This window comes from Aminobacter niigataensis (genome assembly GCF_014200015.1).
In the GTDB taxonomy this organism is placed as follows: Bacteria; Pseudomonadota; Alphaproteobacteria; order Rhizobiales; family Rhizobiaceae; genus Aminobacter; species Aminobacter niigataensis.
In genome coordinates this window covers 191,295-216,386 of record NZ_JACHOT010000003.1, presented here as the reverse complement: position 1 = coordinate 216,386, position 25,092 = coordinate 191,295, and the positions used below count along the sequence as shown (strand labels likewise).

At 64.3% G+C, this 25,092-nt stretch carries 25 protein-coding genes; 18 read left to right on the top strand and 7 right to left on the bottom strand.

Annotated features, from left to right (window positions below; translation table 11 throughout):
* The first annotated feature begins 28 nt into the window (after positions 1 to 28).
* Entirely contained in the window at positions 29 to 1,447 is a 1,419-nt protein-coding gene (gndA, locus tag GGQ99_RS14085) for an NADP-dependent phosphogluconate dehydrogenase (RefSeq protein WP_183263016.1), read from the top strand.
* Here the strand turns inward: gndA and GGQ99_RS14080 are convergent.
* Complete coding sequence (locus GGQ99_RS14080) at positions 1,444 to 2,499, bottom strand: LacI family transcriptional regulator (protein ID WP_425486813.1); 1,056 nt, start codon at positions 2,497 to 2,499, stop codon at positions 1,444 to 1,446. The two genes, gndA and GGQ99_RS14080, sit on opposite strands and share 4 nt — an antisense overlap.
* A gap of 497 nt (positions 2,500 to 2,996) precedes the next feature.
* Here GGQ99_RS14080 and GGQ99_RS14075 point away from each other — a divergent pair, with 497 nt between their 5' ends.
* The 4 genes from GGQ99_RS14075 to GGQ99_RS14060 all read left to right on the top strand — a co-directional run bounded on the left by GGQ99_RS14075 (position 2,997) and on the right by GGQ99_RS14060 (position 6,894).
* The gene (locus GGQ99_RS14075) at positions 2,997 to 3,743 is read left to right on the top strand and encodes a sugar phosphate isomerase/epimerase family protein (protein WP_183263014.1); all 747 of its coding nucleotides are present in this window, start codon (positions 2,997 to 2,999) and stop codon (positions 3,741 to 3,743) included.
* Positions 3,744 to 3,753: 10 nt separating this feature from the next.
* Positions 3,754 to 4,896 (top strand): Gfo/Idh/MocA family protein, encoded by a 1,143-nt coding sequence (locus GGQ99_RS14070; protein WP_183263013.1) that lies wholly within the window; start codon positions 3,754 to 3,756, stop codon positions 4,894 to 4,896.
* A gap of 204 nt (positions 4,897 to 5,100) precedes the next feature.
* A complete protein-coding gene (gene mgrA / locus GGQ99_RS14065; RefSeq protein ID WP_183263012.1) occupies positions 5,101 to 6,153 on the top strand; it encodes an L-glyceraldehyde 3-phosphate reductase in 1,053 nt (350 codons plus the stop codon).
* A gap of 327 nt (positions 6,154 to 6,480) precedes the next feature.
* Positions 6,481 to 6,894: a Fur family transcriptional regulator gene (locus GGQ99_RS14060; protein WP_108605600.1), complete on the top strand. Its 414-nt coding sequence runs from the start codon at positions 6,481 to 6,483 to the stop codon at positions 6,892 to 6,894.
* Here the strand turns inward: GGQ99_RS14060 and GGQ99_RS14055 are convergent.
* Together GGQ99_RS14055 and polA are read right to left on the bottom strand one after the other, a co-directional pair.
* Positions 6,891 to 7,520, bottom strand: coding sequence for a LysE family translocator (locus GGQ99_RS14055; RefSeq protein ID WP_183263011.1), 630 nt, complete (start codon positions 7,518 to 7,520; stop codon positions 6,891 to 6,893). The genes GGQ99_RS14060 and GGQ99_RS14055 overlap by 4 nt on opposite strands.
* Position 7,521: 1 nt before the next feature.
* The gene (gene polA, locus GGQ99_RS14050) at positions 7,522 to 10,500 is read right to left on the bottom strand and encodes a DNA polymerase I (RefSeq protein WP_183263010.1); all 2,979 of its coding nucleotides are present in this window, start codon (positions 10,498 to 10,500) and stop codon (positions 7,522 to 7,524) included.
* Positions 10,501 to 11,277: 777 nt separating this feature from the next.
* Here polA and GGQ99_RS14045 point away from each other — a divergent pair.
* The 5 genes from GGQ99_RS14045 to GGQ99_RS14025 all read left to right on the top strand — a co-directional run bounded on the left by GGQ99_RS14045 (position 11,278) and on the right by GGQ99_RS14025 (position 14,300).
* Positions 11,278 to 12,666, top strand: coding sequence for a M20/M25/M40 family metallo-hydrolase (locus GGQ99_RS14045; RefSeq protein WP_183263009.1), 1,389 nt, complete (start codon positions 11,278 to 11,280; stop codon positions 12,664 to 12,666).
* A 77-nt stretch (positions 12,667 to 12,743) separates the two neighbouring features.
* Complete coding sequence (locus GGQ99_RS14040; protein ID WP_183263008.1) at positions 12,744 to 13,361, top strand: ribonuclease D; 618 nt, start codon at positions 12,744 to 12,746, stop codon at positions 13,359 to 13,361.
* An 82-nt stretch (positions 13,362 to 13,443) separates the two neighbouring features.
* Positions 13,444 to 13,743: an ATP-binding cassette domain-containing protein gene (locus GGQ99_RS14035; RefSeq protein WP_108605594.1), complete on the top strand. Its 300-nt coding sequence runs from the start codon at positions 13,444 to 13,446 to the stop codon at positions 13,741 to 13,743.
* A gap of 71 nt (positions 13,744 to 13,814) precedes the next feature.
* A complete protein-coding gene (locus GGQ99_RS14030) occupies positions 13,815 to 14,063 on the top strand; it encodes a hypothetical protein (protein ID WP_183263007.1) in 249 nt (82 codons plus the stop codon).
* 36 nt (positions 14,064 to 14,099) lie between these two features.
* A complete protein-coding gene (locus GGQ99_RS14025) occupies positions 14,100 to 14,300 on the top strand; it encodes a hypothetical protein (RefSeq protein WP_183263006.1) in 201 nt (66 codons plus the stop codon).
* Between the two features lie 18 nt (positions 14,301 to 14,318).
* Here the strand turns inward: GGQ99_RS14025 and GGQ99_RS14020 are convergent, their stop codons facing one another.
* Together GGQ99_RS14020 and GGQ99_RS14015 are read right to left on the bottom strand one after the other, a co-directional pair.
* Positions 14,319 to 14,699: a pyridoxamine 5'-phosphate oxidase family protein gene (locus tag GGQ99_RS14020; RefSeq protein WP_343061732.1), complete on the bottom strand. Its 381-nt coding sequence runs from the start codon at positions 14,697 to 14,699 to the stop codon at positions 14,319 to 14,321.
* Positions 14,700 to 14,858: 159 nt separating this feature from the next.
* Entirely contained in the window at positions 14,859 to 15,248 is a 390-nt protein-coding gene (locus GGQ99_RS14015) for a COG4315 family predicted lipoprotein (RefSeq protein ID WP_183263005.1), read from the bottom strand.
* Between the two features lie 259 nt (positions 15,249 to 15,507).
* On the opposite strand from GGQ99_RS14015, the gene GGQ99_RS14010 reads away from it, so the two are divergent.
* The 5 genes from GGQ99_RS14010 (at position 15,508) to GGQ99_RS13990 (ending at position 20,376) form a co-directional block, all read left to right on the top strand.
* Positions 15,508 to 15,741 (top strand): hypothetical protein, encoded by a 234-nt coding sequence (locus GGQ99_RS14010; protein ID WP_108605591.1) that lies wholly within the window; start codon positions 15,508 to 15,510, stop codon positions 15,739 to 15,741.
* Between the two features lie 166 nt (positions 15,742 to 15,907).
* Entirely contained in the window at positions 15,908 to 18,103 is a 2,196-nt protein-coding gene (locus GGQ99_RS14005) for a transglycosylase domain-containing protein (RefSeq protein WP_183263004.1), read from the top strand.
* Between the two features lie 188 nt (positions 18,104 to 18,291).
* Complete coding sequence (locus tag GGQ99_RS14000; protein ID WP_183263003.1) at positions 18,292 to 19,146, top strand: hypothetical protein; 855 nt, start codon at positions 18,292 to 18,294, stop codon at positions 19,144 to 19,146.
* 273 nt (positions 19,147 to 19,419) lie between these two features.
* Positions 19,420 to 19,944 (top strand): MarR family winged helix-turn-helix transcriptional regulator, encoded by a 525-nt coding sequence (locus tag GGQ99_RS13995; protein WP_183263002.1) that lies wholly within the window; start codon positions 19,420 to 19,422, stop codon positions 19,942 to 19,944.
* A 90-nt stretch (positions 19,945 to 20,034) separates the two neighbouring features.
* Positions 20,035 to 20,376 (top strand): DUF6616 family protein, encoded by a 342-nt coding sequence (locus GGQ99_RS13990; protein ID WP_108605587.1) that lies wholly within the window; start codon positions 20,035 to 20,037, stop codon positions 20,374 to 20,376.
* Between the two features lie 56 nt (positions 20,377 to 20,432).
* Here the strand turns inward: GGQ99_RS13990 and ybaL are convergent, their stop codons facing one another.
* Both ybaL and GGQ99_RS13980 read right to left on the bottom strand, forming a co-directional pair.
* Positions 20,433 to 22,235: a YbaL family putative K(+) efflux transporter gene (gene ybaL / locus GGQ99_RS13985; RefSeq protein ID WP_183263001.1), complete on the bottom strand. Its 1,803-nt coding sequence runs from the start codon at positions 22,233 to 22,235 to the stop codon at positions 20,433 to 20,435.
* 193 nt (positions 22,236 to 22,428) lie between these two features.
* Positions 22,429 to 22,878: a baeRF12 domain-containing protein gene (locus tag GGQ99_RS13980; RefSeq protein ID WP_108605585.1), complete on the bottom strand. Its 450-nt coding sequence runs from the start codon at positions 22,876 to 22,878 to the stop codon at positions 22,429 to 22,431.
* A 264-nt stretch (positions 22,879 to 23,142) separates the two neighbouring features.
* On the opposite strand from GGQ99_RS13980, the gene GGQ99_RS13975 reads away from it, so the two are divergent.
* Genes GGQ99_RS13975 through GGQ99_RS13965 form a run of 3 tightly spaced genes read left to right on the top strand, consistent with a single transcriptional unit; the run spans position 23,143 to position 25,078 of the window.
* A complete protein-coding gene (locus GGQ99_RS13975) occupies positions 23,143 to 23,328 on the top strand; it encodes a hypothetical protein (RefSeq protein ID WP_159097856.1) in 186 nt (61 codons plus the stop codon).
* Positions 23,325 to 24,776 carry a siroheme synthase CysG gene (cysG, locus tag GGQ99_RS13970; RefSeq protein WP_183263000.1) on the top strand — a complete coding sequence of 484 codons (1,452 nt, stop codon included), beginning with the start codon at positions 23,325 to 23,327 and terminating at the stop codon, positions 24,774 to 24,776. Before GGQ99_RS13975 ends, cysG begins: the two co-directional genes overlap by 4 nt.
* The gene (locus GGQ99_RS13965; protein WP_108605583.1) at positions 24,773 to 25,078 is read left to right on the top strand and encodes a DUF2849 domain-containing protein; all 306 of its coding nucleotides are present in this window, start codon (positions 24,773 to 24,775) and stop codon (positions 25,076 to 25,078) included. Before cysG ends, GGQ99_RS13965 begins: the two co-directional genes overlap by 4 nt.
* Positions 25,079 to 25,092 lie beyond the last annotated feature (14 nt).

Here is a 25,092-nt window from a genome sequence, read left to right as displayed (position 1 = left end):
CAGCAATCAGCAGACAGGAACAGCGACCATGGAAAAAGCCGAAATCGGACTGATCGGGCTTGGCACGATGGGCTCGAACCTGGCGCTCAACATCGCCGAAAAAGGCCATCGCATCGCCGTCTTCAATCGCACCCCGGCGAAGACCCAGGCCTTCGTCGAACAGGCCGGCGACCTGCGCAACATGATCGTGCCCTGCGCCTCCATCGCCGAGCTGGCCGAGGCCATCCGCCCGCCGCGCCCGGTCATCATCATGGTGCTGGCGGGCACGCCGGTCGACGAGCAGATCGCAGCGCTTCGCGGCGTCATGTCGGCCAACGACATCGTCATCGACGCCGGTAATGCCAACTTCCGCGACACCATGCGCCGCTTCAAGGAGCTCGAGGGCTCGGGCCTGACCTTCATCGGCATGGGTGTCTCGGGCGGCGAGGAGGGCGCGCGCCACGGCCCCTCGATCATGGTCGGCGGCACGCCTGAATCCTGGACGCGCGTCGAAGACGTGCTGACCGCGATATCGGCCAAGTTCAAGGGCGAGCCATGCGCGGCCTGGCTCGGCACCGACGGTGCCGGACATTTCGTCAAGACCATCCACAATGGCATCGAATATGCCGACATGCAGATGATCGCCGAGATCTACGGCATCCTGCGCGACGGCCTCGGCATGAAGCCGAAGGAGATCGCGCCCGTATTCGCCGGCTGGAACAAGGGCAGGCTGGAGTCCTACCTGATCGAGATCACCGCATCCGTACTCGAAGCCGACGATCCCACGACCGGCCGCCCTGTGGTTGACATAATCCTCGACCGCGCCGGCCAGAAGGGCACCGGCAAGTGGTCGGTCATCGAGGCGCAGCAGCTTGGCATTCCGGCAACGGCGATCGAGGCGGCGGTGGCGGCGCGCGTGCTGTCGTCGATGAAGGACGAACGGCTTGCGGCGGAGAAGGCCTATGGCGCCAACACGCTGAAGTTCGCAGGCAGCCGGGACGAAGTGCTCGGCGACCTGGAGCTGGCACTGTTTGCCGGCAAGATCGCTGCCTACGCGCAGGGTTTTGCCGTGATGGCCGGCGCCTCGAAGGAGTTCGGCTGGAACCTGCCGATGCCGACCATCGCCAAGATCTGGCGCGCCGGCTGCATCATCCGCTCGCAGTTCCTCGACACCATTGCCGAAGCCTTCGGCAAGGCCGAACCGTCGACCAATCTTCTGATGGTGCCGGCCTTCGTCGAGATGATGGGCAAGGCGCATCCTTCGCTCCGCCGCATCGTCGCCCGTGCCGCCGAGGCCGGATTGCCGGTGCCGGCGCTGTCGTCGGCGCTGGCCTATTTCGACAGCTATCGCCAGGGCCGCGGCTCGACCGACCTGACCCAGGCGCAGCGCGACTTCTTCGGCGCCCACGGCTTCGAGCGCATCGATGCGCCCGGCGCACATCACGGCCCGTGGGGAAGTGGAAGCTAGGCTTCGTAGGCCTCCACCGCTCTCGGGTGGCTGATGCTCTGCAGCGAGGCCATGTCGCGTCCTGAAATGCGGCCAAGCACGGCGTGGGCAAGTTCCGCGCCGGCCAGCCGGATGTCCTCATTGACGACATAGAGCTGCGGCCGCAGCAGGTGCAGCAGCTTCGATGTCTGCTTCGAGACGATGTCGACATCCTGGCCGAGCTTGAAGCCGGCATCCTCGACACCCGCGACCAACGCGAACGTGCCGGCACCCGCTCCGCTGACGAAGCCGTCGGGGCGGTTGGGCCGAAGCATAAGCTCAGTGGTGAGTTTGCGGAGCTCTTCGATCGAATGGTCGACCGTGGCGGTCGGGAAAGGCACCTCGCTCAAGCCTTGCTCCATCAACGCATCGGCAAAGCCATCGCGCATGTGCCTGTAGTAGCTGAGGTTCGAGGGCGGTGCGAGCAGTGCCAGCCGCTTCCGGCCCAGCGCGGCAAGCTTCTCCACCGCCTCGCGCGAATAGGCACGGTTGTCGAAGTCGTGGAAGGGGTGCTCGATACCCATATGCGTGCGGCCATGCGTGGCGAAGGGCATGCCGTGCTCGGTCATGTAGCGCACGCGCGGGTCGTCGGGTTCGATATGCGAGATGATGACGCCGTCGGCGGAAGCGGTCTCGACGACATAGCGCACCGGTTCGAGCGGATCGTTTGTGCGCGAATAGGGCGTGACGACGAGGTGATAGGGCGTTGGCGCCAGGGCCTCCGAGATGCCGTAGATCAGGTCGGAGACGAAGCCGCCGATCTGCTCTTCGGTGTTGAGCACCAGACTGATGACATTGGTCTTACCGGTCCGCAGGCGCACGCCCGCGCGGTTGGGACGATAGCCGATCTGCTTGGCGACCAGTTGCACGCGTTGCCGGGTCGCCGCCCCGATTTCGGGGGCGTCCTTCAGTGCACGGGAAACGGTGGTCACGCCAAGCCCTGTCATGAAGGCGATGGTCTTCAGCGTTGGTGGGCTGGCCTCGCCACCGGCCGCCTGCGCGGCACTTTGGTCCGGCGGTGTCTTGTCGTTCATAGCCATTGCCCCGCCGTCCTTACTGATCGGCATATCGCATCTGCATCATGGACCGCGCAAGCTTTTCCGACAAGAACTGTAACGTTGCAATAGGATTTCCTGGAGGGGCCAAAACGAGCGTTGAGGCGACTTCAGACCGGGCTGCAGAATTGCCAGCGGCATCGCAGCGCTGCGTCGGATGCTTCGACAATATGACAACGGAAATAGTCGGTTACAGCGAAATCAAGCCGGATTTTCTTGACCCGGGGGCGAGGCGCTTTAGTTCGGGTCCCGAAGAAAATCACTACACTGGCCTTGCTGCCCATTGCGTCAGGTCGCGAGTTGACTTACGCTCCAAATCTGTAACGTTACAGATAAGGGCCGATGCGACTGCGACGGCGTAAATTTTTGGCCGCTGCTGCTGCTGTCGGGCCGATTTCGGGCGCGGGTTGCCGTCGAGACGACGCATGCCGCGCTGGCCAAGATGAACCGCATACGCAACCAACCGGACGAACGAGATGGACTGGTCATTTCAACTCTACAGCGCGCGCAACTTTCAGCCTTGGGAAGATGTGCTGAAGACGCTTGCCTCGCTCGGCTACACCCAGGTCGAAGGGTATGGGGGGGTCTACGAGAATCCGGAGGCGTTCCGCGCGGAGCTCGACAAGAACGGACTATCCATGCCGAGCGGTCATTTCGGCATCGACATGCTCGAACGGGACTTCGGCGCAGCCAAGGGCATCGCCGAAACGCTGGGCATGAAGCTGATCGCCTGCCCTTGGCTCGAACCGGCGGAACGACCGACCGATGCGGATGGCTGGCGCGCTTTCGGCCGGCGCCTCGCCGCGATCGGCAGGAAAGCCAGGGACGCCGGCTTCGATTTTGCATGGCACAATCATGACTTCGAGTTTGCACCAGTAGCCGGAGGTCTCGTGCCGCAGCGCCTCATCCTGGAGGCCGCGCCCGACATCGGCTGGGAAATGGACGTCGCCTGGGTGATCCGGGGCGGCTCCGACCCGCTGCATTGGATCGAGGAGTTCGGCCCGCGTATCGTGGCCGCCCACGTCAAGGACATCGCGCCCGATGGCGAGGCCAAGGACGAGGACGGCTGGTCGGATGTCGGCCATGGTGTGGTCGACTGGGCGGGATTGGTGATCGCATTGCGCAACCGGACGCCGGCACAATACTTCGTCATGGAACACGACAATCCTGCCGATTTCGAGCGCTTCGCGCGTCGCTCGATCGCAGCGGCCACGACCTTCTAGGGAGCATCGCATGGCAAGGAAACTCGGAGTCGGGGTGGTTGGCTGCGGCAACATCTCCACGACCTACTTCAAGCACGCGCCGGCGTTCAAAGGCATCGAGATGCGCGCCTGCGCCGACATCAAGATGGACGCGGCGCGCGCCCGGGCAAAGGAATTCAAGCTGCGCGCCGAGACGGTCGAGGGGCTGCTGGCATCCGGTGACATCGACATCGTCGTCAACCTGACGATCCCGGCGGTGCACTACGAGGTCTCCAGGCAGGCGATCGATGCCGGCAAGCACGTCTATTCGGAAAAACCCTTCGTGCTCGCCATCAAGGACGGGCTCGACTTGAAGAAGCGGGCAGAGAAGAAGGGCGTGCGCATCGGCTCGGCACCCGACACCCACCTCGGTGGCTCGCACCAGTTGGCGCGGCACCTGATCGACACGGGCAAGCTCGGCAGGATCACCAGCGGAACCTGCCATGTGATGAGCCACGGTATGGAGCAATGGCACCCCAATCCCGACTTCTTCTTCCAGCCGGGCGGCGGGCCGATTCTCGACCTCGGGCCCTATTACATCGCCAATCTGGTGCAACTGATCGGGCCGGTGGCCCGCGTCGCAGCCTTGTCGTCGATACCGGCCAGGGAACGCACGATTTCGTCCAAGCCACGCGCGGGCGAAAAAATCCCGGTGACCACGCCGACGACGATCCTGGCGCTGATGGAATTCGAGAACGGCGCGGTGTTCACCTTCAATGCCAGCTGGGACGTCTGGGATAGCGGTCACGCCCCGATGGAGCTCTATGGCGAGGCCGGTACCATCCACATGCCGGACCCCAATTTCTTCGGCGGCGAGTTGCGTTACACCAAGGGTGAAAAGCCGCTGAAGACGCTGCCGAAATGGGACCACCCGTTCTCCGTGCCCAACGAGAAGCATCCGGAAGGCATGATGGCCAACTACCGTACGGCTGGCCTGGCCGACATGGCGCTGGCGATCATGCAGGGCAGGCCGCACCGCTGTTCGCTCGAACTCGCCAACCACGTCATCGACATCATGACCGGCATCCTGAAGTCGGGCGAGACGAGGAAGTTCGTCGAGATGCAGACCACTTGCGAGCGGCCCGCGCCGCTGGGGCCCGCCGCTGCGAGGGGGCTGCTGGCGAATAAGCAGTAGACAGCCCGAGGTGACATTTGCTTTAGGGCAAGGCATGTTCGATCTGGAACATGCCCCTCATCCGGCCGCTTCGCGGCCACCTTCTCCCCGCTGGGAGAAGAGTCTGGCGCCAACGCTGCTGCACTCCTCTCCCCTCGGGGAGAGGTCGTCTGAGCGAAGCGGAGGACGGGTGAGGGGGCAGTCTACAAATTCAAGGAAAGCGCTATGTCCTGGCAACCCGCCGCAAACCGCTACGAAAACATGGTCTACAACCGCTGCGGCAGGTCGGGCCTCAAGCTGCCTGCGATTTCGCTCGGCCTGTGGCACAATTTCGGCGAGGACACGCCGCACCAGACCAAGCGCGCCATCTGCCAGAAGGCCTTCGACCTCGGCATCACTCACTTCGACCTCGCCAACAACTACGGCCCGCCGCCCGGCTCGGCAGAAACGGCCTTTGGTGAGATCCTGCGCACCGACTTCGCCGGCCTGCGCGACGAGATGATCATCACCACCAAGGCCGGCTACGACATGTGGCCGGGGCCGTATGGCGAGTGGGGCAGCCGCAAATATGTGCTGGCGAGCCTCGACCAGAGCCTCAAGCGCATGGGGCTCGACTATGTCGACATCTTCTATTCGCACCGCTTCGACCCCGAGACGCCGCTTGAAGAGACGATGGGCGCGCTCGACCATGCCGTGCGCTCCGGTAAGGCGCTTTACGCCGGCATCTCGTCCTATAACGCCCAGCGCACGCGCGAGGCCGCCGATATCCTGAAGCGGCTCGGCACGCCGTGCCTGATCCACCAGCCGAGCTATTCGCTGATCAACCGCTGGGTCGAGGATGACGGCCTGCTCGATGCGCTCGACGGGCTCGGCATCGGCTCGATCGTGTTCTCGCCGCTGGCCCAGGGCATGCTGACCGGCAAGTACCTGCAAGGCGTGCCCGAGGGCAGCCGCGCATCGCAGGGCAAGTCGCTGCGGCAGGCTTTCCTCAGCGACAAGACGCTCGCCAACATCCGTGCGCTCAACGCCATTGCCGAGCGCCGCGGCCAGACACTGGCGCAGATGGCGCTGGCCTGGGTTCTGCGCGGCGGTCGCGTGACCTCGGCGCTGATCGGCGCCAGCCGCCCCGAGCAGGTCGAGGATTGCGTCGGAGCGATCAGGAACCTCGCCTTCAGCGACGCTGAGCTGGCCGAGATCGACCAGTATGCGCGCGACGCCGACATCAACCTCTGGGCACGCTCGGCAGAGCGCGAAGGCCCGGCGCGGCAGAAGAAGTAAATCTCCCGCTACCTTCGCCTGCCTTGGCGGCCTTGCACCCCCACACCTCGCCCCTCCCCACAAGGGGAGGGGGACAATCCGTGCCCTGACGTGGGGCATGCGGGCGAAGCGGTTTCGGTCACATGTTTTGGCGTCGCCCGAATCCCTCTCCCCCCTTGTGGGGAGGGGTTAGGGGTGGGGGTAAGGGCCGGCGCGCGGCGGCTGAAAGCTCCAACATTGTCTTTGGCAGCCGGACGCGCTAGCAAAACCCTTGTTCAATCGCCATCTTCAGGCGGTGGATTGTTCCGTCCGGGTATTGGCCTGGCCGAGGAAGGTGAAAACGGAAAAATGGCGGCGCGGGCTACGCTGACGAAGAACCAGCAGAAGGTTCTGGAGAAACTCGAAGCGGCGACCGGGCCGCTCAGCGCCTATACGCTGCTCGACCAGCTGCGCGACGAGGGCTTCCGCGCGCCGCTGCAGGTTTATCGTGCCCTTGAATCGCTGATGAAGGACGGGTTTGTTCACCGTCTCGAAAGCCTGAACGCCTTCGTTGCCTGCTCCGAGCCGCACGACCACAGCCATCACAACCATCGCATGACGGCCTTCGCCATCTGCGACACCTGCGGCCAGGTCACCGAGATTTCCGACGAGACGATCGGCAAGCGCCTCGACGACTGGGTCGGCTCGACCGGCTTCGTCGCCAAGAAGGCGGTCATCGAGTTCCGCGGCACCTGCGCCAAATGCGCGGCGATTGCCGCCTAACGCGCCGTCGACAACGCGAACCAGATAGCCACCGCAGCGAGCAGAGCCGACAGCGCCCGGCGCGCGATGCGCTCGCGCCTGCTATCGTTGAGGAACGGCTCGAGCGTCCCTGCCAGCGTGACGATCAGCGCATGGATGACGGTCGCAACCGCAACATAGATTGCGGTGAGCGTGATGGTCTGCGACAGCACCGGCCGCTCGGCCACAATGAAAGTCGGCAGGACCGCGACATAGAACACCGCAGCTTTCGGGTTGAGCAGGTTGGTGACCAGCCCGCGCATGAAGTAGCGCCGGTCGGCGTCCTTGTCGGTCGCGACGACTTCGGCCGCGCCCCTCCAGCCTTCATAGGCAAGGAACAGCAGGAACAGCACGCCGGCCCATCGCAGGCCCTCATAGAGCAGGTTCGAAGCTTGAATCAGTTCGGTGACGCCCAGCGCCGCGACAATGCCGAGGACAGCGAGGCCGAGCGCGATGCCGGCCACGGTGGCGAAGCCGGCGCGGCGCCCTTCGCCGGCCGACACCAGCGCCAGGTAGGTCATGTTCGGCCCGGGCGTTAGCTCGATGATCAGCGACGTCAGGGCGAAGGAGGCGAGCGTCGCCGCGTCCGACGACGTCGCGAACTCCATGTCAATGCGCCTCGTCCCAGCTGTTGGCGCCATGGGCGTCGACATGCAGCGGCACCGACATCGACACCGCCGGCATGGCGGCGTTTTCCATGACATGGCGGACGACGGGGATCGTCGCCTCCACCTCGTTCTCGACGGTCTCGAAGATCAGTTCGTCGTGCACCTGCAGCAGCATCCGAGCCGACAGTCTGGCAGCGACAAGAGCGTCTTCCATGCGGATCATGGCGCGGCGGATGATGTCGGCGGCCGTACCCTGCAGGCGTGCGTTGATCGAGGCGCGTTCGTTGAAGGCGCGCACCGAGGGATTGGACGACCGGATTTCCGGATAGTGGATGCGCCGGCCGAAGATGGTCTCGACATAGCCATTCTCGCGGCAGAACGCCTTGGTCTCGTCCATGTAGGCGCGGATGCCGGGGAAGCGCTCGAAATACTTCCTGATGTAGTCGGAGGCTTCCTCGCGCGGGATCGACAGCTGGTTGGCGAGGCCGAAGGCGGAGATGCCGTAGATGATGCCGAAATTGATCGCCTTGGCCCGACGGCGGATCTCCGACGGCATGCCTTCCACCGGAACCGAGAACATCTCGGACGCCGTCATCGCATGGATGTCGACGCCGTCGGCGAAGGCCTGCTTGAGCTGGCCGATGTCGGCGACATGGGCAAGCACGCGCAGCTCGATCTGGCTGTAGTCTGCCGAGATCAGCTTGTTGCCCTTGTCGGCAATGAAGGCAGTGCGGATCTTGCGGCCTTCGGTGGTGCGGATCGGGATGTTCTGCAGGTTCGGGTCCGACGACGACAGCCGTCCCGTCGTAGTGGCGGCGAGCGCGTAGGAGGTGTGGACGCGCTTGGTCTCAGGATTGATGAAGCCGGGCAGGGCGTCTGTATAGGTCGACTTGAGCTTGGTCATCTGGCGCCAGTCGACGATCTTGCGCGGCAGCTCGTGGCCTTCGGCGGCAAGGTCTTCCAGCACCTGCGCCGATGTCGACCACTGGCCCGTCTTGGTCTTGGTTCCGCCGGGCAGGCCCATTCGGCCGAACAGGATGTCGCCGAGCTGCTTGGGCGAGCCGATGTTGAAGCGCTCGCCGGCGATTGCGTTGATTTCGTCTTCGAGACGGGCAGCACCCTGGGCCAGTTCGCCCGAAAGCCGCGACAGGATCTGGCGGTCGACCGAGATGCCGCGCTGTTCCATGCGCGCCAGCACCGGCACCAGCGGCCGTTCCAGCCGCTCGTAGACCGAGACCACACCCTTGGCAGCGAGGCGCGGCTTGAGCACGCGCCACAGCCGCAGCGCCACGTCGGCGTCCTCGGCCGCATAGGCGGTCGCCTTGTCGATGTCGACCTGGTCGAAGCCGACGACATTCCTGCCCGAACCGGCAATCTCCTTGAACGGGATCGGCGCGTGGCCGAGCCACTTCTCCGACAGGGAATCCGTTCCGTGGCCGCCATTGGTGCCGCCGTCGAGCACGTAAGACAACAGCATCGTGTCGTCGAACGAGTGCACGTCGATGCCGTGCCGGTCCAGCACCACCAGATCGTATTTCAGGTTCTGCGCCACCTTGAGCACGGAGGCGTCTTCGAGCAGCGCCTTGAGTGCGGCGATCGCGTCGCGCACGGGTACCTGGTTCTCGACCAGTCCGCCGCCGAGAAGATCGCCGCGGCCGCTCTTGTGGGCCAGCGGCACATAGGCGGCGCGACCGGGTGCCGTTGCCAGGGAAAAGCCGACCAGTTCGGCCTGCATCGGGTCGAGCGAGGTGGTCTTGGTGTCGAAGGCGACGACGCCGGCCTGTCTTGCCTCGGCGATCCAGTTGTTCAGGGTCGCCAGGTCGCGGATGGTGACATAGGCCGCATGGTCGAACTTTTGCGAGGCTGCCCGTTCGGCGATCTTGTTGGCGAGGGCGGTGGGAGTGTCGTGCACGTTGCCGCTTTCGGCAGAGGCGGACGAGGGGGCTGCGGCTGCAGCGTTGCCTCCGTTCGCACGCGCTGCAGGAGCCGCGGCGGTCGCCGCCGGTGCCGCTCCCGAACCGACGTCAGGCCCATGCCTGTCAGCGCCCCACTGCACGCTGACAGGCACAGCCTCGACCTCGCCGGCCTCCGTGCCGGTGGCCTCGGCGACGCGGCGCGTCAGCGAGGTGAATTCCATCGTCTTGAGGAAGCCGATCAGCTTCGGCCCGTTGGGCGGCTGCAGCACGAAGTCTTCGAGCACGTCGGTCACCGGCACGTCGACCTTGAGCCGCACCAGTTCGCGCGAGATGCGCGCCTTGTCGGCGTTGTCGATGATCGACTGGCGGCGCTTGTCCTGCTTGATCTCGGCGGCGCGCGCGAGCAGCGTGTCGAGGTCGCCGAACTGCTCGAGCAGCTGTGCCGCCGTCTTCGGGCCGATGCCGGGCACGCCCGGCACGTTATCGACCGAGTCGCCGGTCAGCGCCTGCAGGTCGATCATCTTCTCGGGCGGCACGCCCCACTTCTCGACGACCTCGGGGACGTTGATCTGGCGATCCTTCATCGGGTCGTACATCGACACGCTGGGACCGACGAGCTGCATCAGGTCCTTGTCGGAAGAGACGATGGTGGTGTCGCCGCCCGCCTCGCAGGCGAGCCGGGCATAGGTGGCGATCAAATCGTCGGCCTCGAAACCCTCCATCTCGATGCAGGGCAGCTCGAACGCCTTGGTCGCCTGCCGGATCAGGCCGAATTGCGGGATCAGGTCTTCCGGTGGCGCCGAGCGGTTGGCCTTGTACTCGGGGTAGAGCTCGTTGCGGAAGGTCTTCGAGGAATAGTCGAAGATGACCGCGAAATGCGTCGGCACGACCCCAGCTTCGGTGTTGCGTGCGTCGAGCATCAGCTTCCACAACATGTTGCAGAAACCTGAGACGGCACCGACCGGAAGGCCGTCGGACTTGCGGGTCAGCGGCGGCAGCGCGTGATAGGCGCGGAAGATGTAGCCGGAGCCGTCGACAAGGAAGAGATGATCGCCTTTTTTCATGGCGATACGGGTAGCTTGGCATAGCGCGGCTGTCCATGGTCAAGCTGGCCCTGCCGCCGTCTACTGACAAGTCCTTTGCCCGTGCTGGACCGCGGCCGGTGCCCGTCGGCCGGACCGCCCCCGCGCTCGGGGAACCGGTTTGCCCCGGCACATCATGGAGAAGATTTTTTACTCTGCGATGCGGTTGCAATGGCGGCTGCGGCGCGAGAGCGATGGTATGTTTCAAGTCGCTATCAAGATCACCCACGAGCACATTACGCAGGGGAAGAATTCAGCCCAGTCACCAACATCGGCCATCTTTCGGTGGGTGTTTTCGACAATGCTCAGGCGGATACGTCAGTCGCTATCCATGGCGACGATTTCGATGCCCGGGACACCCGGCGTATTACCGGCCGAGGAATACATCTGCGGGCGATGGCAGGGCTGACTGCGCGCGGTGGGCGATCACGCGCATGTTACAAAAGTGTAATCTTCGTGCCCTTGAATCGCCATGTTCAAAGGAACAAATAATGGGCATCGGCAGTTTTTGCCGAAGTCCGGTCTCAGGCCCGTCCCCCGCCTATCCGGACCCTGCGGCAGCCTCATCCCCCTCTCCGGGCTGCCGCACCGTTTGAAGAATGTGCCGCCGTGGCTCCCCCCTCCACCACGGCGGCACTTTTTTGTCCCGACATTGCCACGATGGCTTACGTAGCCTTGGCAGTTGGCCCAATCCTGCCGGCTTTTCGTTTTCTCTTTGGCCAACTAGGTTGCGCCGCAGAAGAATCGAAAGGCACCCCAATGTCCGCTCTCTCGTCGGTCCTCGACCGTCTCGACAACAATCTCGACCAGTCGCTGGAGCGCCTGTTCGGCCTGCTCCGCATCAAGTCGATCTCCACCGATCCGGCCTTTTCAGGCGATTGCCGCAAGGCCGCCGAATGGCTGGTCGCCGACCTCAAGTCGATCGGCTTCGACGCCAGCGTCCGCGACACGCCCGGCCATCCGATGGTGGTCGCCCACCATGACGGCCCCGCCGGTTCGCCGCATGTGCTGTTTTACGGCCACTACGATGTCCAGCCGGTCGACCCGCTCGATCTGTGGGAAGCCGATCCGTTTGATCCCAAGGTCAAGGAACTGGAGCCCGGCCGCAAGGTCATCACCGGCCGTGGTTCGTCCGACGACAAGGGACAGCTGATGCTGTTCGTCGAGGCCTGCCGCGCCTGGAAAGAGGTGCATGGCGGCCTGCCGTGCAAGATCACGCTCCTGTTCGAGGGCGAGGAAGAATCGGGCTCGCCGTCGCTCAAGCCGTTCCTCGACGCCAATTCGGAAGAGCTGAAGGCCGATTTCGCCATGGTCTGCGACACCGGCATGTGGGACCGCGAGACGCCTGCCATCTCAATCGCGCTGCGCGGTCTCGTCGGCGAGGAGATCACCGTGCACGCCGCCGACCGCGACCTGCATTCGGGCGAATATGGCGGTGCCGCCGCCAACCCGGTGCGCATCCTGGCCAAGGTGCTGGCCGACATCCACGACGACACCGGCCACATCACCATCCCCGGCTTCTATGACGGCGTCGAGGAAACCCCTTCGCAGATCCTGAAGTCGTGGGAAACGCTTGGCGAGACCGCCGAGAAGTTCCTTGGCGAGGTCGGCCTGTCCATTCCCTCAGGTGAAAAGGGCCGCTCGGTACTCGAACTGGTTTGGGCGCGTCCGACCGCCGAGTTCAACGGCATCATCGGCGGCTACACCGGCAAGGGTTTCAAGACCGTGATCGCATCCCAGGCTTCGGCCAAGGTGTCGTTCCGCCTCGTCCACAAGCAGGATCCGGAAAAGATCCGTACCGCCTTCCGCGAGTTCGTCAGCGCGCGCATTCCCGCCGACTGCAGCGTCGAGTTCGACAAGCATGGCGGTTCGCCGGCGATCCAGCTGTCCTACGACTCGCCCTTCCTCAACAAGGCCAAGGACGCGCTGACCGACGAATGGTCGAAACAGGCCGTGATGATCGCCGTCGGCGGCTCGATCCCGATCGTCGGCGACTTCAAGACCTATCTCGGCATGGAATCGCTGCTCGTCGGCTTCGGCCTGCCCGACGACCGCATCCATTCGCCCAACGAGAAGTACGACCTGACTTCGTTCCACAAGGGCCAGCGCTCATGGGCTCGCATTCTCGACGCACTGACCCGTTCGTGACCGCCTAAGATCAACTTTCTGTTGATTTTTCCTCCGATCGCGGCAAGTGAGAAGCCAAGCCGCGATCGGAGACAATGATGACCATCCGCTTTCACAAGCACGACCTGCCCGACCTCACGCACTACGACGTCGATGCGGTCGCCATCGACACCGAGACGCTGGGGCTGAACCCGCATCGCGACCGGCTCTGCGTCGTCCAGATCTCGCCGGGCGACGGCACCGCCGACGTGATCCAGATCGCGCCCGGGCAGAAGAAGGCGCCGAACCTGACGAGCCTGCTCAGGAATCGCAAGGTGACCAAGCTGTTCCATTTCGGCCGCTTCGACATCGCCGTGCTCTACAACGCCTTCGGCGTCATGGCCGAGCCGGTGTTCTGCACCAAGATCGCCTCGCGCCTGACCCGCACCTACACCGACCGCCACGGCCTCAAGGACATCTGCAACGAGCTTCTCGGCGTCAGCCTGTCGAAGCAGCAGCAGTCGTCGGACTGGGCAGCCGAGACGTTGTCGCCCGAGCAGCTCGAATATGCCGCATCCGACGTGCTTTACCTGCATCGGCTACGCGACGTTCTGGCCGGCCGTTTGGAGCGCGACGGCCGCACCAAGGAGGCCGAGGCCTGCTTCCGCTTCCTGCCCGTCCGGGCGAAGCTCGACCTGATGGGCTGGGACGAAGAGGACATTTTCGCCCATAGCTGACGCAGCGGCAGGGACCTTCGAGGGAACGAACGGACAGGCTTGGCCGTTTGGGGTGCGTTACCTGATGAAAGGATGCACCCGAATGGCCACGACCCGTGAAGAAATCCAGACCGAACTCGAAGCGCAGGTTTCCCAGCTCACCAAGCAGGTCGCGTCGCTGACCAAGGCGATGTCCAAGCGCAGCGCTAGCGCCTTGGCGGAAGGCCGTGATAGTGCCTCCGAACTTTATGACGGCTTCTACGACCGCTTCACCGAAGCCCTGCCGGTGATGCGCAAGCAGGCGCGCGCGGCGCAGAAGACCGCCCAGGACAATCCGATGACGACAGCACTTGTCGGCGTCGCCGTTTTCGGCTTGCTCGCTGCTTTGCTTACCCGTCGATGAGTTTTGCCGCCGCGTGGCTTTACCGGGCCGCGCGGTCGGCTATCGTTGGTTCGCAAATCTGAGGGATCCGCATGAGCGCCAAGACACCCATCGCCACCGCCCCGACCGACGGTTCCAAGGTCACGGTCTACTGGACCGACCGCGACGGCCAGGAAAATGAATCGCTCGCCCAGTACCGCTCCCTGGCGCGGCTGAAGGCGGCCGGCGGGCAGTGGGACGAAACCGACGAGGGTTGGTGGGCCTATGTCGACAGCGATACCCAAAAGCGCATCGCCCCGCATTCGTGGGCGGCACCCGGCAGCGACGACGACGAAGAATAAGCGTATGCTCGCGGCTGCCAGCCTGGGAGAACAGCCATGGCCGAAAGACCCGATCAGAAAGAGCACGAATTCATGGTCACGGCCGTGGAGCCGGCGAGCGAGCCTACCCTGGACGGGGTCGCGGTGACGCTGGTCGACGCGCGCGGCGGCCGCGTGCGCCTGCACATGGACACCGACATGGCCGAACTCCTGCGCGAGCGCATCTCGGCCGCGCTCAACAAGACAATCGGGCCGTGAAGTCGCGCTCAAGCCTGATCAGGCTTGGTCAAATGCATGCCTGCCGGTGAGGCTTTCGATCCTGATGCGAAAAAACACCGGAAGGACTGCTGTTGCGGGTGGGGCTGACGCTGGCTTCAGGTCCCCGGGCTCCCACCAGTTGGCGTGCTGTTGAAGGGCCGACAAGGCATGGCTCCGGTTGCGTAGCCATTGTGGTGTGTCCGGCATCTCTTCATAGACCCCGTAAACGATGACGCTTCGCCATTCGCGATTTGCGCTGAACTCGTCGACCTGGACGCAGACATGAGCGTTCTGACGCATCCAGTCGATCTTCTGCCCGGGCATTGAAAAGCCGTACAGGTGATTTTCCGACAACGCGTAGTGGAACGGAACGAGATAGGGCTGGTTGTCCCTTGGCACAGGCCAGCCGCCCAAATCGCCTTGATGCGAGGAACGAGATATTTTCCTCTCGCGTCGTCTCCTGCACGATCATCTTGCGCCTCGGCCGGTTCGTTAGAAAGTCTTGTCTTGGCCAGATAGCGGCGCCCGGAGACGCCGCCGTCAACTGACAATCAGCGGCTAGCTGGCCTTGGCCATATGCCACACGCCGCCCATGCCTTCGCCGTTCATATCGCCGGCCTTCTTGTCCTTGGCATAGGTATACAGCGGCTTGCCGTCATAAGCCCACATCTTGGTACCGTCGGTACGGTCCACGATGGTCCATTTGCCGTCGGTCTTTGCCCCGGCGTCAGCCTTGAGTGCGGGCCACGATGTCGCGCATTCCTCGTAGCAGGCCGATGTACCGGCCTTGTCCTTGTCGAATGTGTAAAGCGTCATGCCCTGGGCGTCGGTGTAGATATTGCCCTTCGCGGTTTTCGTCATCATTGCAGGTTCGGCCGCAAAGGCCAGTCCGGCTGTCATGCCGATAGCCGTGAGCGCGGTCGCAAGTCCAAGTGCAATGCGTTTCATGTCAATATTTCCTTATTGTTATTAGTAGGCGGTCGAATGCCGCCACGAGCTAAACGGCTGCCGAGGAAGCTTCGTTCCGGTCAAGGTCGAACTAATCGAGCGGGCAGATGTCGGCAGCTCTTGTGAGCTCATGCTTTTCCGCCAGCGGCACCTGTTTTCAGGCAGACGCAAATATTCTGCACCCGCCTTTGAACCTTTTCTCTCCTGGAGCCGACCAAGCTTCGTGAGGTGGACAAATCTGTTTCAAAGGAGAGAACCCATGAGTGCACTACGCAATGTCATTCTGGCCGTGGTTGCGGCCTCCGCCGTGACCGCATGTCAGTCGACCGAAATACGCCGCTGCGAATGGAAGCCGAAGGACCCGCGCTATCTTGAGAGCAGCAACTGCTGCAACAAGAACGATCCGTCGAGCCCCTGCTACAAGAGCAGCGACCGGCCGGATCGCCCCGACAAGCCGAACGACCCGCGCCCGAACGATCCGATTCCGGGTTGATTTCTGGCAATTCCACGGCCGCCGCCTCCGAGAAGGTCGGCGGCCTTGGCATGATATCCACTGCCTTGCCTGTGGGCACGCAGGCGCCGCCACTTAATCCCTCCTTAAATCGCCGCATTTACTGTTCAACCGGAACGCCATTGGCATGGGGGCCGGACAAACAGGTATGGCGAACCGGAAAGACAGACGCATCGAGCCCAGCTTCGATGGACCGCGCAATGAGGCGGAGGACGATGTCTTTTCGGTGCGCGAGGAGGACCGCGTCGTGCCCAGCCGCCGCAAGGCCCCGACCAAGCGCAAGTCTTCCAAGACGCGGTCGACATCGCGTGGACGGTCCAGCAAACCCAAGCGCGGCATGTTCGGCATCCTTGGCCGGCTGGTCTACTGGGGCTTCGTGCTGTCCATCTGGGGCGGCATCGCTGCCGCCGGCATCGTCGTCTATTACGGCGCCAAGATGCCGAGCTCGACGACCTGGGCCATCCCCGATCGTTCGCCCAACATCAAGATCATCGGTGTCGACGGCAGGCTGGTCGCCAATCGCGGAATGACCGGCGGCGAGGCCGTCGGCCTGCACGAGATGTCGCCCTATATCCCGCAGGCCGTGATGGCGATCGAGGATCGCCGCTTCTATTCGCATTTCGGCTTCGATCCGATCGGCCTTGCGCGCGCGGTGTCGACCAGGGTCCTGCACGGGCGCTTCACCCAGGGCGGCTCGACGCTGACCCAGCAGCTCGCCAAGAACCTGTTCCTCAAGCCCGACCGCACGCTGGAGCGCAAGGTGCAGGAGGTGCTCCTGGCGCTGTGGCTGGAGCAGAAGCACACCAAGGACCAGATCCTCGAAATGTACCTCAACCGGGTCTATTTCGGCTCGGGCTCCTACGGTGTCGAAGCTGCATCGCGGCGCTATTTCGGCAAGTCCTCACGCGACGTGACGCTGGCCGAGGCTGCCTTGCTCGCCGGCCTGCTCAAGGCGCCGTCGCGCCTGTCGCCGGCACGCGACCCCAAGGCCGCGGAGGCCCGCGCCCAGCTCGTGCTGGGAGCGATGCGCGGCGAGGGCATGATCGGCGAGAAGGAACTGAAGACGGCGATGAGCGCGCCGGCAACGCGCGCCGCCTCGTTCTGGACCGGTTCGGAAAACTATGTCGCCGACCGCGTCATGGAAGAATTGCCCGGCCTGATCGGCGAGGTCCGCTCCGACATTATCGTCGACACCACAGTCGACATGACGCTGCAGGATCTGGCCGAGAAATCGATCCGCCGGCTGATCGACGAGAGCGGCCAGAAGCTCAATGTCAGCCAGGGCGCGCTGGTGTCGATCGACAATTCGGGCGCCGTGCGTGCCATGGTCGGCGGCTACGACTATTCGACCAGCCAGTTCGACCGCGCCTCCGAGGCGCGCCGCCAGCCGGGATCGGCCTTCAAGCCGTTCGTCTACATGGCAGCCCTCGAGCAGGGCCGTACGCCCGACAGCATGCGCAACGACGCGCCGATCAAGATCGGCAAATGGACGCCGGAAAACTACAACGGCAAATATTTTGGCCGGGTCACGCTGAAGACCGCGCTGGCGAAGTCGTTGAACTCGGTGGCAGCACAGCTCGCCATGGAAGTCGGCCCCAACGCGGTCGTCGAGGCAGCTCATCGCATGGGCATCGAATCCGACCTCCAGCCCAATGTCTCGATCTCGCTCGGCACCTCCGAGGTGACGCCGCTGGAGCTGACGGCGGCCTATGTGCCGTTCGCCAATGGCGGCTACCGCCCCGAAGTGCACATGATCCGCCGCGTCACCACGGCCGACGGCAACGTGCTCTACGAGAACACCTCGGGCGGCGGTCCACGCGTCATCAGCCCCGAAGTCGTCGGCATGATGAACGCGATGATGACCGGCGCGGTCGAGGAGGGCACGGCCAAGAAGGCTGCCTTCGCATGGCCGGCGGCCGGCAAGACCGGCACCAGCCAGAATTCGCGCGATGCCTGGTTCGTTGGCTATACCGCCAACCTCACCACCGGCGTGTGGTTCGGCAACGACGACGGCAAGCCAATGAAGAAGGTCACCGGCGGCGCGCTGCCGGCGCTGGCCTGGCATGAGTTCATGGTCGCCGCGCATGAGGGCGTCCCTGTGGCAGCTTTGCCGGGCTCCTGGACGCCGCAGCCTGCGGCCCCCGCTGTCGCTGTCGAGGACCAGCCGCTCGACGAAGACACCTTCCCGGCAGCACCCCAGCCTGTCCGGCAGCAGGTCGGCGATGCAACTGGCATGTCGCAGGAGCCGACGGCTTCGATCCGCCGCCCGGTGCCGCCCGCCGACGTTGGCGGCCCGGTCCAGCGCCGCGAAACGTCGATCCTCGACGTTCTGCTGGGCAACTAGACGCCCCGGCCATCCGGCAACTGTGTCCGCACTGCCCACGGAATTCAGCCGCGGACATAGTGTTGCCCGAATGCTTCAGGTCGCGGAAAACCCGCCAGGGTTGTGGCTTGTCAGGCACTCCTATTATTACGAATCACTAATTTAGCGATATAGGATTCCCTCATCGAATCTCAGGCGAGGGGCCATCCGTGAAGACACTTCTTTTAAGCGTCTGCCTTGCAGCGCTGACCACATCCGCATTCGCAGCAGATGCCCTGGCGCCGGTCGACGACACGGTCGTTCGCCAGATCTCGGGCTATGGTGAAATCTACGGCGGCGGCGTGTGGTTCGATGAATTCGACGACGGTGACATCTGGGCCTATGGCGGCGCCGTGCGCATCAACGTGCCCTTCGCCGAGCGCTGGAACGCACAGGGCGACCTCACCGTCGATGCCATCGACATCGAAGGCACCAGGCTGCACAGCATCGGCGGGGTCCTGCATCTCAACTGGCGCAATCCCGCATCTTACGCTGTTGGCGGCTTCGCCGAGGTCAAGACCTATGGCTTCTCCGATGGTGGCCCCGACCAGGATATCTGGGATTGGAAGGTCGGTCCCGAGGCTCAGGTCTATTTCGGCAACGTCACCCTTTACGGCCAGGCCTATTACGGTGGGCTTGAAGCTGACGGGCTGCCCTTCGACGTCGATCTGATGGGCATTCGCGGCGTGGCGCGCTACTTTGCGCAGGACAACCTGCGCTTCGACGCCGAGCTTGGCTTCCACCGGATGAATATCAGCCAGGGCGGCATGGAGCTGGATTTCGACGTCGTCGCCTTGGCTCTCCAGGCGACCTACCGCTTCACCGACACCCCTTGGTCGGTCTTCGGTCGTTATCAGTATGAAAACGTCTCGATATCGGAGGCGTCGGATAGCCTGGACCTGCACAAGCTCACGATCGGCCTGCGCGCCAGCTTCGGCAGCGGAACGCTGCTCGACGAGGATCGCAACGGCGCCACGATGGACACCTACCGGCCGAATTTCGTCCTGCCACTCGTCGGCGGCTGACCGGCACTTCAGACGCAAAACGAAGCCGCGCAGGCAACTGTGCGGCTTTTGCTTGCCTGGACCTGCGCAGGCCGATTCAGTCGGCGAGGCTTGGGGCACGGGACGGTGTCCGCCGGCCTTCCACCATCCCCCGTCGATGGCGCGGGCGATCTCGCGTATTTCTGACTGCCTGGAGCGAGGTCAGGCGCCGATTGACATATAGTTTTCTGACTGCCTGGAGCGAGGTCAGGCGCCGATTGACATATAGTACGGTGCCATACTATATGGCGACATATGACAATGCTTGAGCAAAAACACCTCGCTTTACTGGACGAAGCCAAGCGCCGGGGCCAGCCCGAAACCGGCTTGCGGCTGTGCCTGGAAATTCTGGCGCTATCGTCGGCGATCGACCGGGATTGTGCCGCACGCCTTGCCCCGCATCAGCTTTCCGAGGGCAAGTTCGTGCTGTTGTTCTTGCTGCACGATCGCCCCGAGGGGCTCTCGCCGCACGAGTTGGCCGAGCGCGCCGGCGTCACGCGCGCGACGATCACCGGGCTGCTCGACGGGCTCGAACGCGATGGTTTCCTTGCGCGCCATGCGGGTCTTGAGGACCGCCGCAAGGTCTCGGTGCGCCTTAGCGCCAAGGGACAGGCGGCGGCGCGTGTCCTGTTCGACGAGCATACCAAGTGGATCGCCACGCTGTTCGCCGGCTTCAACGCCGACGACAGGCAGATGTTTGGCGATCTGCTGCGCCGTGTCTGGCAAAATCTCGATCCCACCGTGACACAGGCAAGCGCTCAAGCAGCCGAACCAGGCTGACCCGGCGTCCCACCGTCCCCATCAATCCCGCGTATGCCTGTGCGGCCGCATCCCGTGGCCGTGGGCAGCGCTTTATCGAAAGGAAACACCGTGGCGCACTATCTGGCCGAGCTCTATACCCCGAAACCCGCATGGCAGGCGCTCGACGCCGCCGGGCGGCAGGCCTTCTTCGAGGCCATAGGTGCCGGCATGGCTGCCTTGTCGGCGCTCGGCGTCGAGGCCATCGCACTGGGCGAAACCGATGCCACCAAGATGCATCCTGCGCCGTATCGCTTCTTCGCCATCTGGAGCTTCCCCGACAATGCCGCGTTGGATGCGCTGTTGCAGGGCATCGCCGCTTCGGGATGGCACGACTATTTCGACACGATCAATGCGTCTGGACCCGGCACCGATCTGCCCGGCCATCTCGCCCAGCTCGCCGCCAGCAGGTGAAGCTGATCATGCCGACACGGGGTCGTCGGGCCTGATTGCTCGAACCCTCCGGCCGGTCAGGCCGCTACCGGCGCGCCTGGCTCCGGTTCGCCGGCCGGCGGCGTGCCGGCACTTGCCACCACCTGCTCGACGATACCCCGCGCGATTTCGCGCTCGCCCATGATCACCTTGTCGGCACCAAGGCCGGTGAGGTGGTCGACTTCGGCATCGGAATGGGCGCGTGCGATGATGACCATCGCGGGATTGGCGGCCTTGGCCTTGAGGATGATCTGGCCGGCCTCGAAGGCATTGGGGATGGCCAGGATCAGCCGCCTGGCCCCGGCAGCATTGGCGGAGGCGAAGACTTCGCCCTTGACCGCGTTGCCGGCGACAGTCTCGATCCCCTCGGCCTTGAGCCTGGCGATCGTCTTGTCCGCATCCTCGATGACCAGGAACTCCATTCCGGCGGCCTTCAGCGACTGGCCGACGAGCGAGCCGACGCGGCCGTAGCCGATCAGGATCGTATGGCCGGTCAGCTTGGTCGGCGGCGGCGCGTCCTCGTCGTCCTTCACATGCACGGTCGTCGTGGTCGCAACCTCGCCGGGTTCGGTCGCCGGGCCGATCGGGACGGCTTCGACGGCTTCGGGGATACCGGCGCGCTTTTCGAGCCAGGGCTTCAGCCGCGCAGCGCCGGCAAAGGCCAGCGGATTGAGCACGATCGACAGGATGGCGCCTGCAAGGATCAGGTCCCGGCCTTGCTCGGGCAAGAGGTCGAGGCTGACGCCGAGGCCGGCCAGCATGAAGGAGAACTCGCCGATCTGCGCCAGGCTCGCCGAAATGATGAGCGCCGTTGCGATGGGGTAGCCGAAGGCGATGACGATCAGGAAGGCAGCCACCGACTTGCCTATGAGAATGATGAACAGAGTGCCGAGGATCGGCCAGGTATTGCTGAGCAGGCTGGTCGGGTCGAACAGCATGCCGACCGAGACGAAGAACAGCACCGAGAAAGCGTCGCGCAACGGCAGCGTCTCTTCCGCCGCCTGGTGGCTGAGTTCGGACTCGCTCATCACCATGCCGGCGAAGAAGGCGCCGAGCGCCAGCGACACGCCGAACAGCTTGGCGGCACCGAAGGCGACGCCGAGTGCTATCGCCAGCACCGACAGGCGGAACAGTTCGCGCGAGCCGGTATGGGCGACGTAATGCAGCAGCCAGGGAATGATGCGGCGTCCGACGACCATCATCAGCACGACGAAGGCCGCGACCTTGGCAAGCGTGATGCCCAGCACGCCCCATACGCCGACGTCGAAGCCCAGCGCGAGGATGTTGGGCGCCTGCGATGCCTGCTGCTCGCCGCCGAGCACGCCGGCCAGCGCCGGCAGCAGCACCAGCGCCAGAACCATGGCGAGGTCCTCGACGATCAGCCAGCCGACGGCGATGCGGCCGCGCTCGGTCTCGATCATGCGCCGCTCCTGCAGCGCCCGCAGCAGCACCACGGTCGAGGCAACCGACAGCGCCAGGCCGAAGACGAGGCCCGCGCCGAGCGACCAGCCGAGCATCCAGGCAAGGCCGACGCCAAGCACCGTGGCAAAGGAAATCTGCACGACCGCCCCGGGCACCGCGATGGCGCGCACTGACAACAGGTCCTTGAGCGAGAAATGCAGGCCGACGCCGAACATCAGCAGGATGACGCCGATCTCGGCGAGTTCCAGTGCCAGTTCCTGGTCGGCGACGAAACCGGGCGTGTTCGGCCCGACCAGCACGCCGGCGATCAAATATCCGACGAGCGGAGGCACCCTGAAGCGGTTGGCGAGTGCGCCGAAGATGAATGCCAGCCCCAGACCGGCGACGATAGTAGCGATGAGGGGCGTGTCATGCGGCATTGTCCCGGCGGCACCTTTCGGAAAGTCAAAATTGTGTGGGGTGCGGCGGTGAAATCCGCTGCATTTCCAATATGGTGGACGCAGGTCAGCATGCGCAACCCTGTGCGGCCAAGAAACTTGGCTCGTGCCGAAAAAAGTGCCGGCATCGCTGCCGGCACTCCTCGCCTGGTTGCTGGGGAACTACTTCTGCGGGTCAGGCTGCCATCAGGATCGTCTCGATGTCGGACACGCTGTGATTGGTCAGCGTCTTCGGAATTTCGGCTGAGACGCGCTCATCGACTTCCTTGTGCAGCTTCTTGCGCAATTCGCCGAGCACCAGGGGTGGCGCCACCAGTACGATCTCCTGGAAATCGCCGGCATGGGCGAGCTTGTACAGGCGAGCTGCGATTTCGTCGGCGAAGCGCTCCTTGGCGACCCTGTGCCAGTCGGTGTCGTCGACCGCGCTGCGATGGATCGAAGGGCCGTCGCTGTAGCGGCCGGGGCGATCGCTGCCCTGCTCGCGCGTCGGCGGGTTGTCCTGCTCCATCTCGCGCACGACCTCAAGGTTCGGATATTTGGTGTCGCCCTGGTTCTTCAGGAACAGCGCCTTTTCGCCATCTGCCACCAGCACCCAGATCCCGTGCTTCAGATTGATGTGCGTCATCTCGTGCTCCTTCTTGTCCGCATCGTCCCCGCTTGGTGAACGCGGGGGCGACGGCACGGTTCCGAATGACGGCCGCGATGGCGGCGAAGGGCATCTGCCCGTAATTCTACTAATTTGGTAGAAATTAGGAAAAACGCGTTTCGGGGCACCATCGTCTTCCTTGCGAGCAAGCACTATGGATTGGCGATCTGTGCGGGCGGCACCTGGCCGCGGACCCGGTGAATGCAGGCGATTGTCGGGCTTCGCAGAGGCAGCCGGCTGCCAATGGCCGCAGCAGCGAGGCAGGGATTGAAATACCCTGGCATCGCCGCGGTGGAATATTTTTCTCCTCGGGCTGGGGCGCGGGCAAAAGCGATTGCCTCCCATCTCGACGCGCGCGAGTGCATTTCTTCTGCAGCGCAGCAATGGCGGCTAGAAATGACGGGTATTCCGGAAACCCTCGCGTCATGACTCAAGCCGCCGCCAAGTTGAACGCCTTCCCGATCTTCCTCAAGGTCGAAGGCGAAGCCGTGGTCATCGTCGGCGGTGGCGACGAGGCGCTGGCCAAGGCGCGGCTGCTCGGCCAGTCGAGCGCCGAAATCCGCATCATCGCCGATCATGTCGAGCCGCAGCTCCGCGACTGGATTGCCGCCAACGGCGCGACCCGTATTCACACTGCCTATGACGCCTCGCTGATCGGTCGTGCCGTCATGGTCTTCGCCGCGACCGGCAACGAAGCGCTCGATCGCCGCATTTCCCAGGACGCACGCGAGCTCGGCATCGTCGTTAACGCAGTGGACCGTCCTGAACTCTGCGATTTCTTCACGCCCGCGCTCGTCAATCGTGCGCCGGTAGCCGTCGCCATCGGCACCGAAGGCGCAGGGCCGGTCCTCGCCCAGATGATCCGCGCTCGCATCGACCGCATGCTGTCGCCCCAGCTTGGCGCGCTGGCCACGCTGGGTGCCAGCTTCCGTGATTCCGTCGAGCGTTTGTTGCCCAAGGGCAATGTCCGCCGCGGCTTCTGGCGCGAGTTCTTTGAAGGCGTCCCCGCCCGGACGTTGGACAACGGTACCCTGGCCCAGGCGCATGACGCGGCGACCGAACTCCTGTTGCAGAACGGCGAAGCCAAGGGCCATGTCGCGCTCGTCGGTGGCGGTCCCGGCGCCGAGGACCTTTTGACCCTGCGCGCCCATCGCCTGCTGATGGAAGCCGACGTCATCGTCCACGATGCGCTGGTGCCCGAGGCGGTGATCTCGATGGGCCGCCGCGACGCAGAACGCCTGCCGGTCGGCAAGCGCAAGGGCTGCCATTCCAAGACCCAATCCGAGATCAACGACCTGCTGGTCGAACTGGCCCGGGCAGGCAAGCGCGTGGTGCGCCTCAAGTCTGGCGATCCGCTGGTCTTCGGCCGTGCCGGTGAAGAGATGCAGGCGATGCGCGACGCCGGCGTCTCCTACGAGGTCGTGCCGGGCGTCACCTCGGCCTTTGCCGCTGCCGCCGATTTCGAGCTGCCGCTGACGCTGCGCGGCGTCACCTCTTCGATGGTCTTCACCACCGGCCACGACCTCAAGGGCGGCTCGCTACCCGACTGGGCCAAGCTCGCCATCTCGGGTGCCACAGTTGCCGTCTACATGGGCCGCTCGGTCGCGGCCGATGTCGCCGGCCGGCTCATCGATGCCGGGCTGTCGCCCGACACGGCGGTTGCCGTCGTCGAGAATGCCAGCCTGAAGAACCGCCGCCGTTTCCACGGCACGCTCGCCGACCTGCCGTCGCTCGAAGCGCGCAGCGATCTCGATGGACCTGTCATGACCATCATCGGCGATGCGGTCGCCGGCGCCAATTTCGAACTTTCCGAGCCGCTGGCGGCACACAGGCACGAACAGGCCGCGCGTGCGGCGCTCGAAGGAAGCAGGGCATGAAGATCCTTACCGCCAACCGGCTGACCGACGGCGAGGCCGTATGGTTCGCAGCCGACGGCACCTGGGCCGAGACCATCGATGTCGCCGAGACCGTCGACGACAAGGCCGGCGAAGCCCGCCTCGAGGCGATCGGCAAGGCCGCCCACGACAACAACGAGGTGGTCGACGTCAACCTGATCGACGTGTCGCTGGTCGGCGGCACCATACGCCCCCTGAGGCTGCGCGAGGCGATCCGCGCCGCCGGCCCGACCAACCGCCTTGACCTTGGCAAGCAGGCCCGGCCCTCGGCCGGTGCCGCCTGAAGACCGGAAGACGA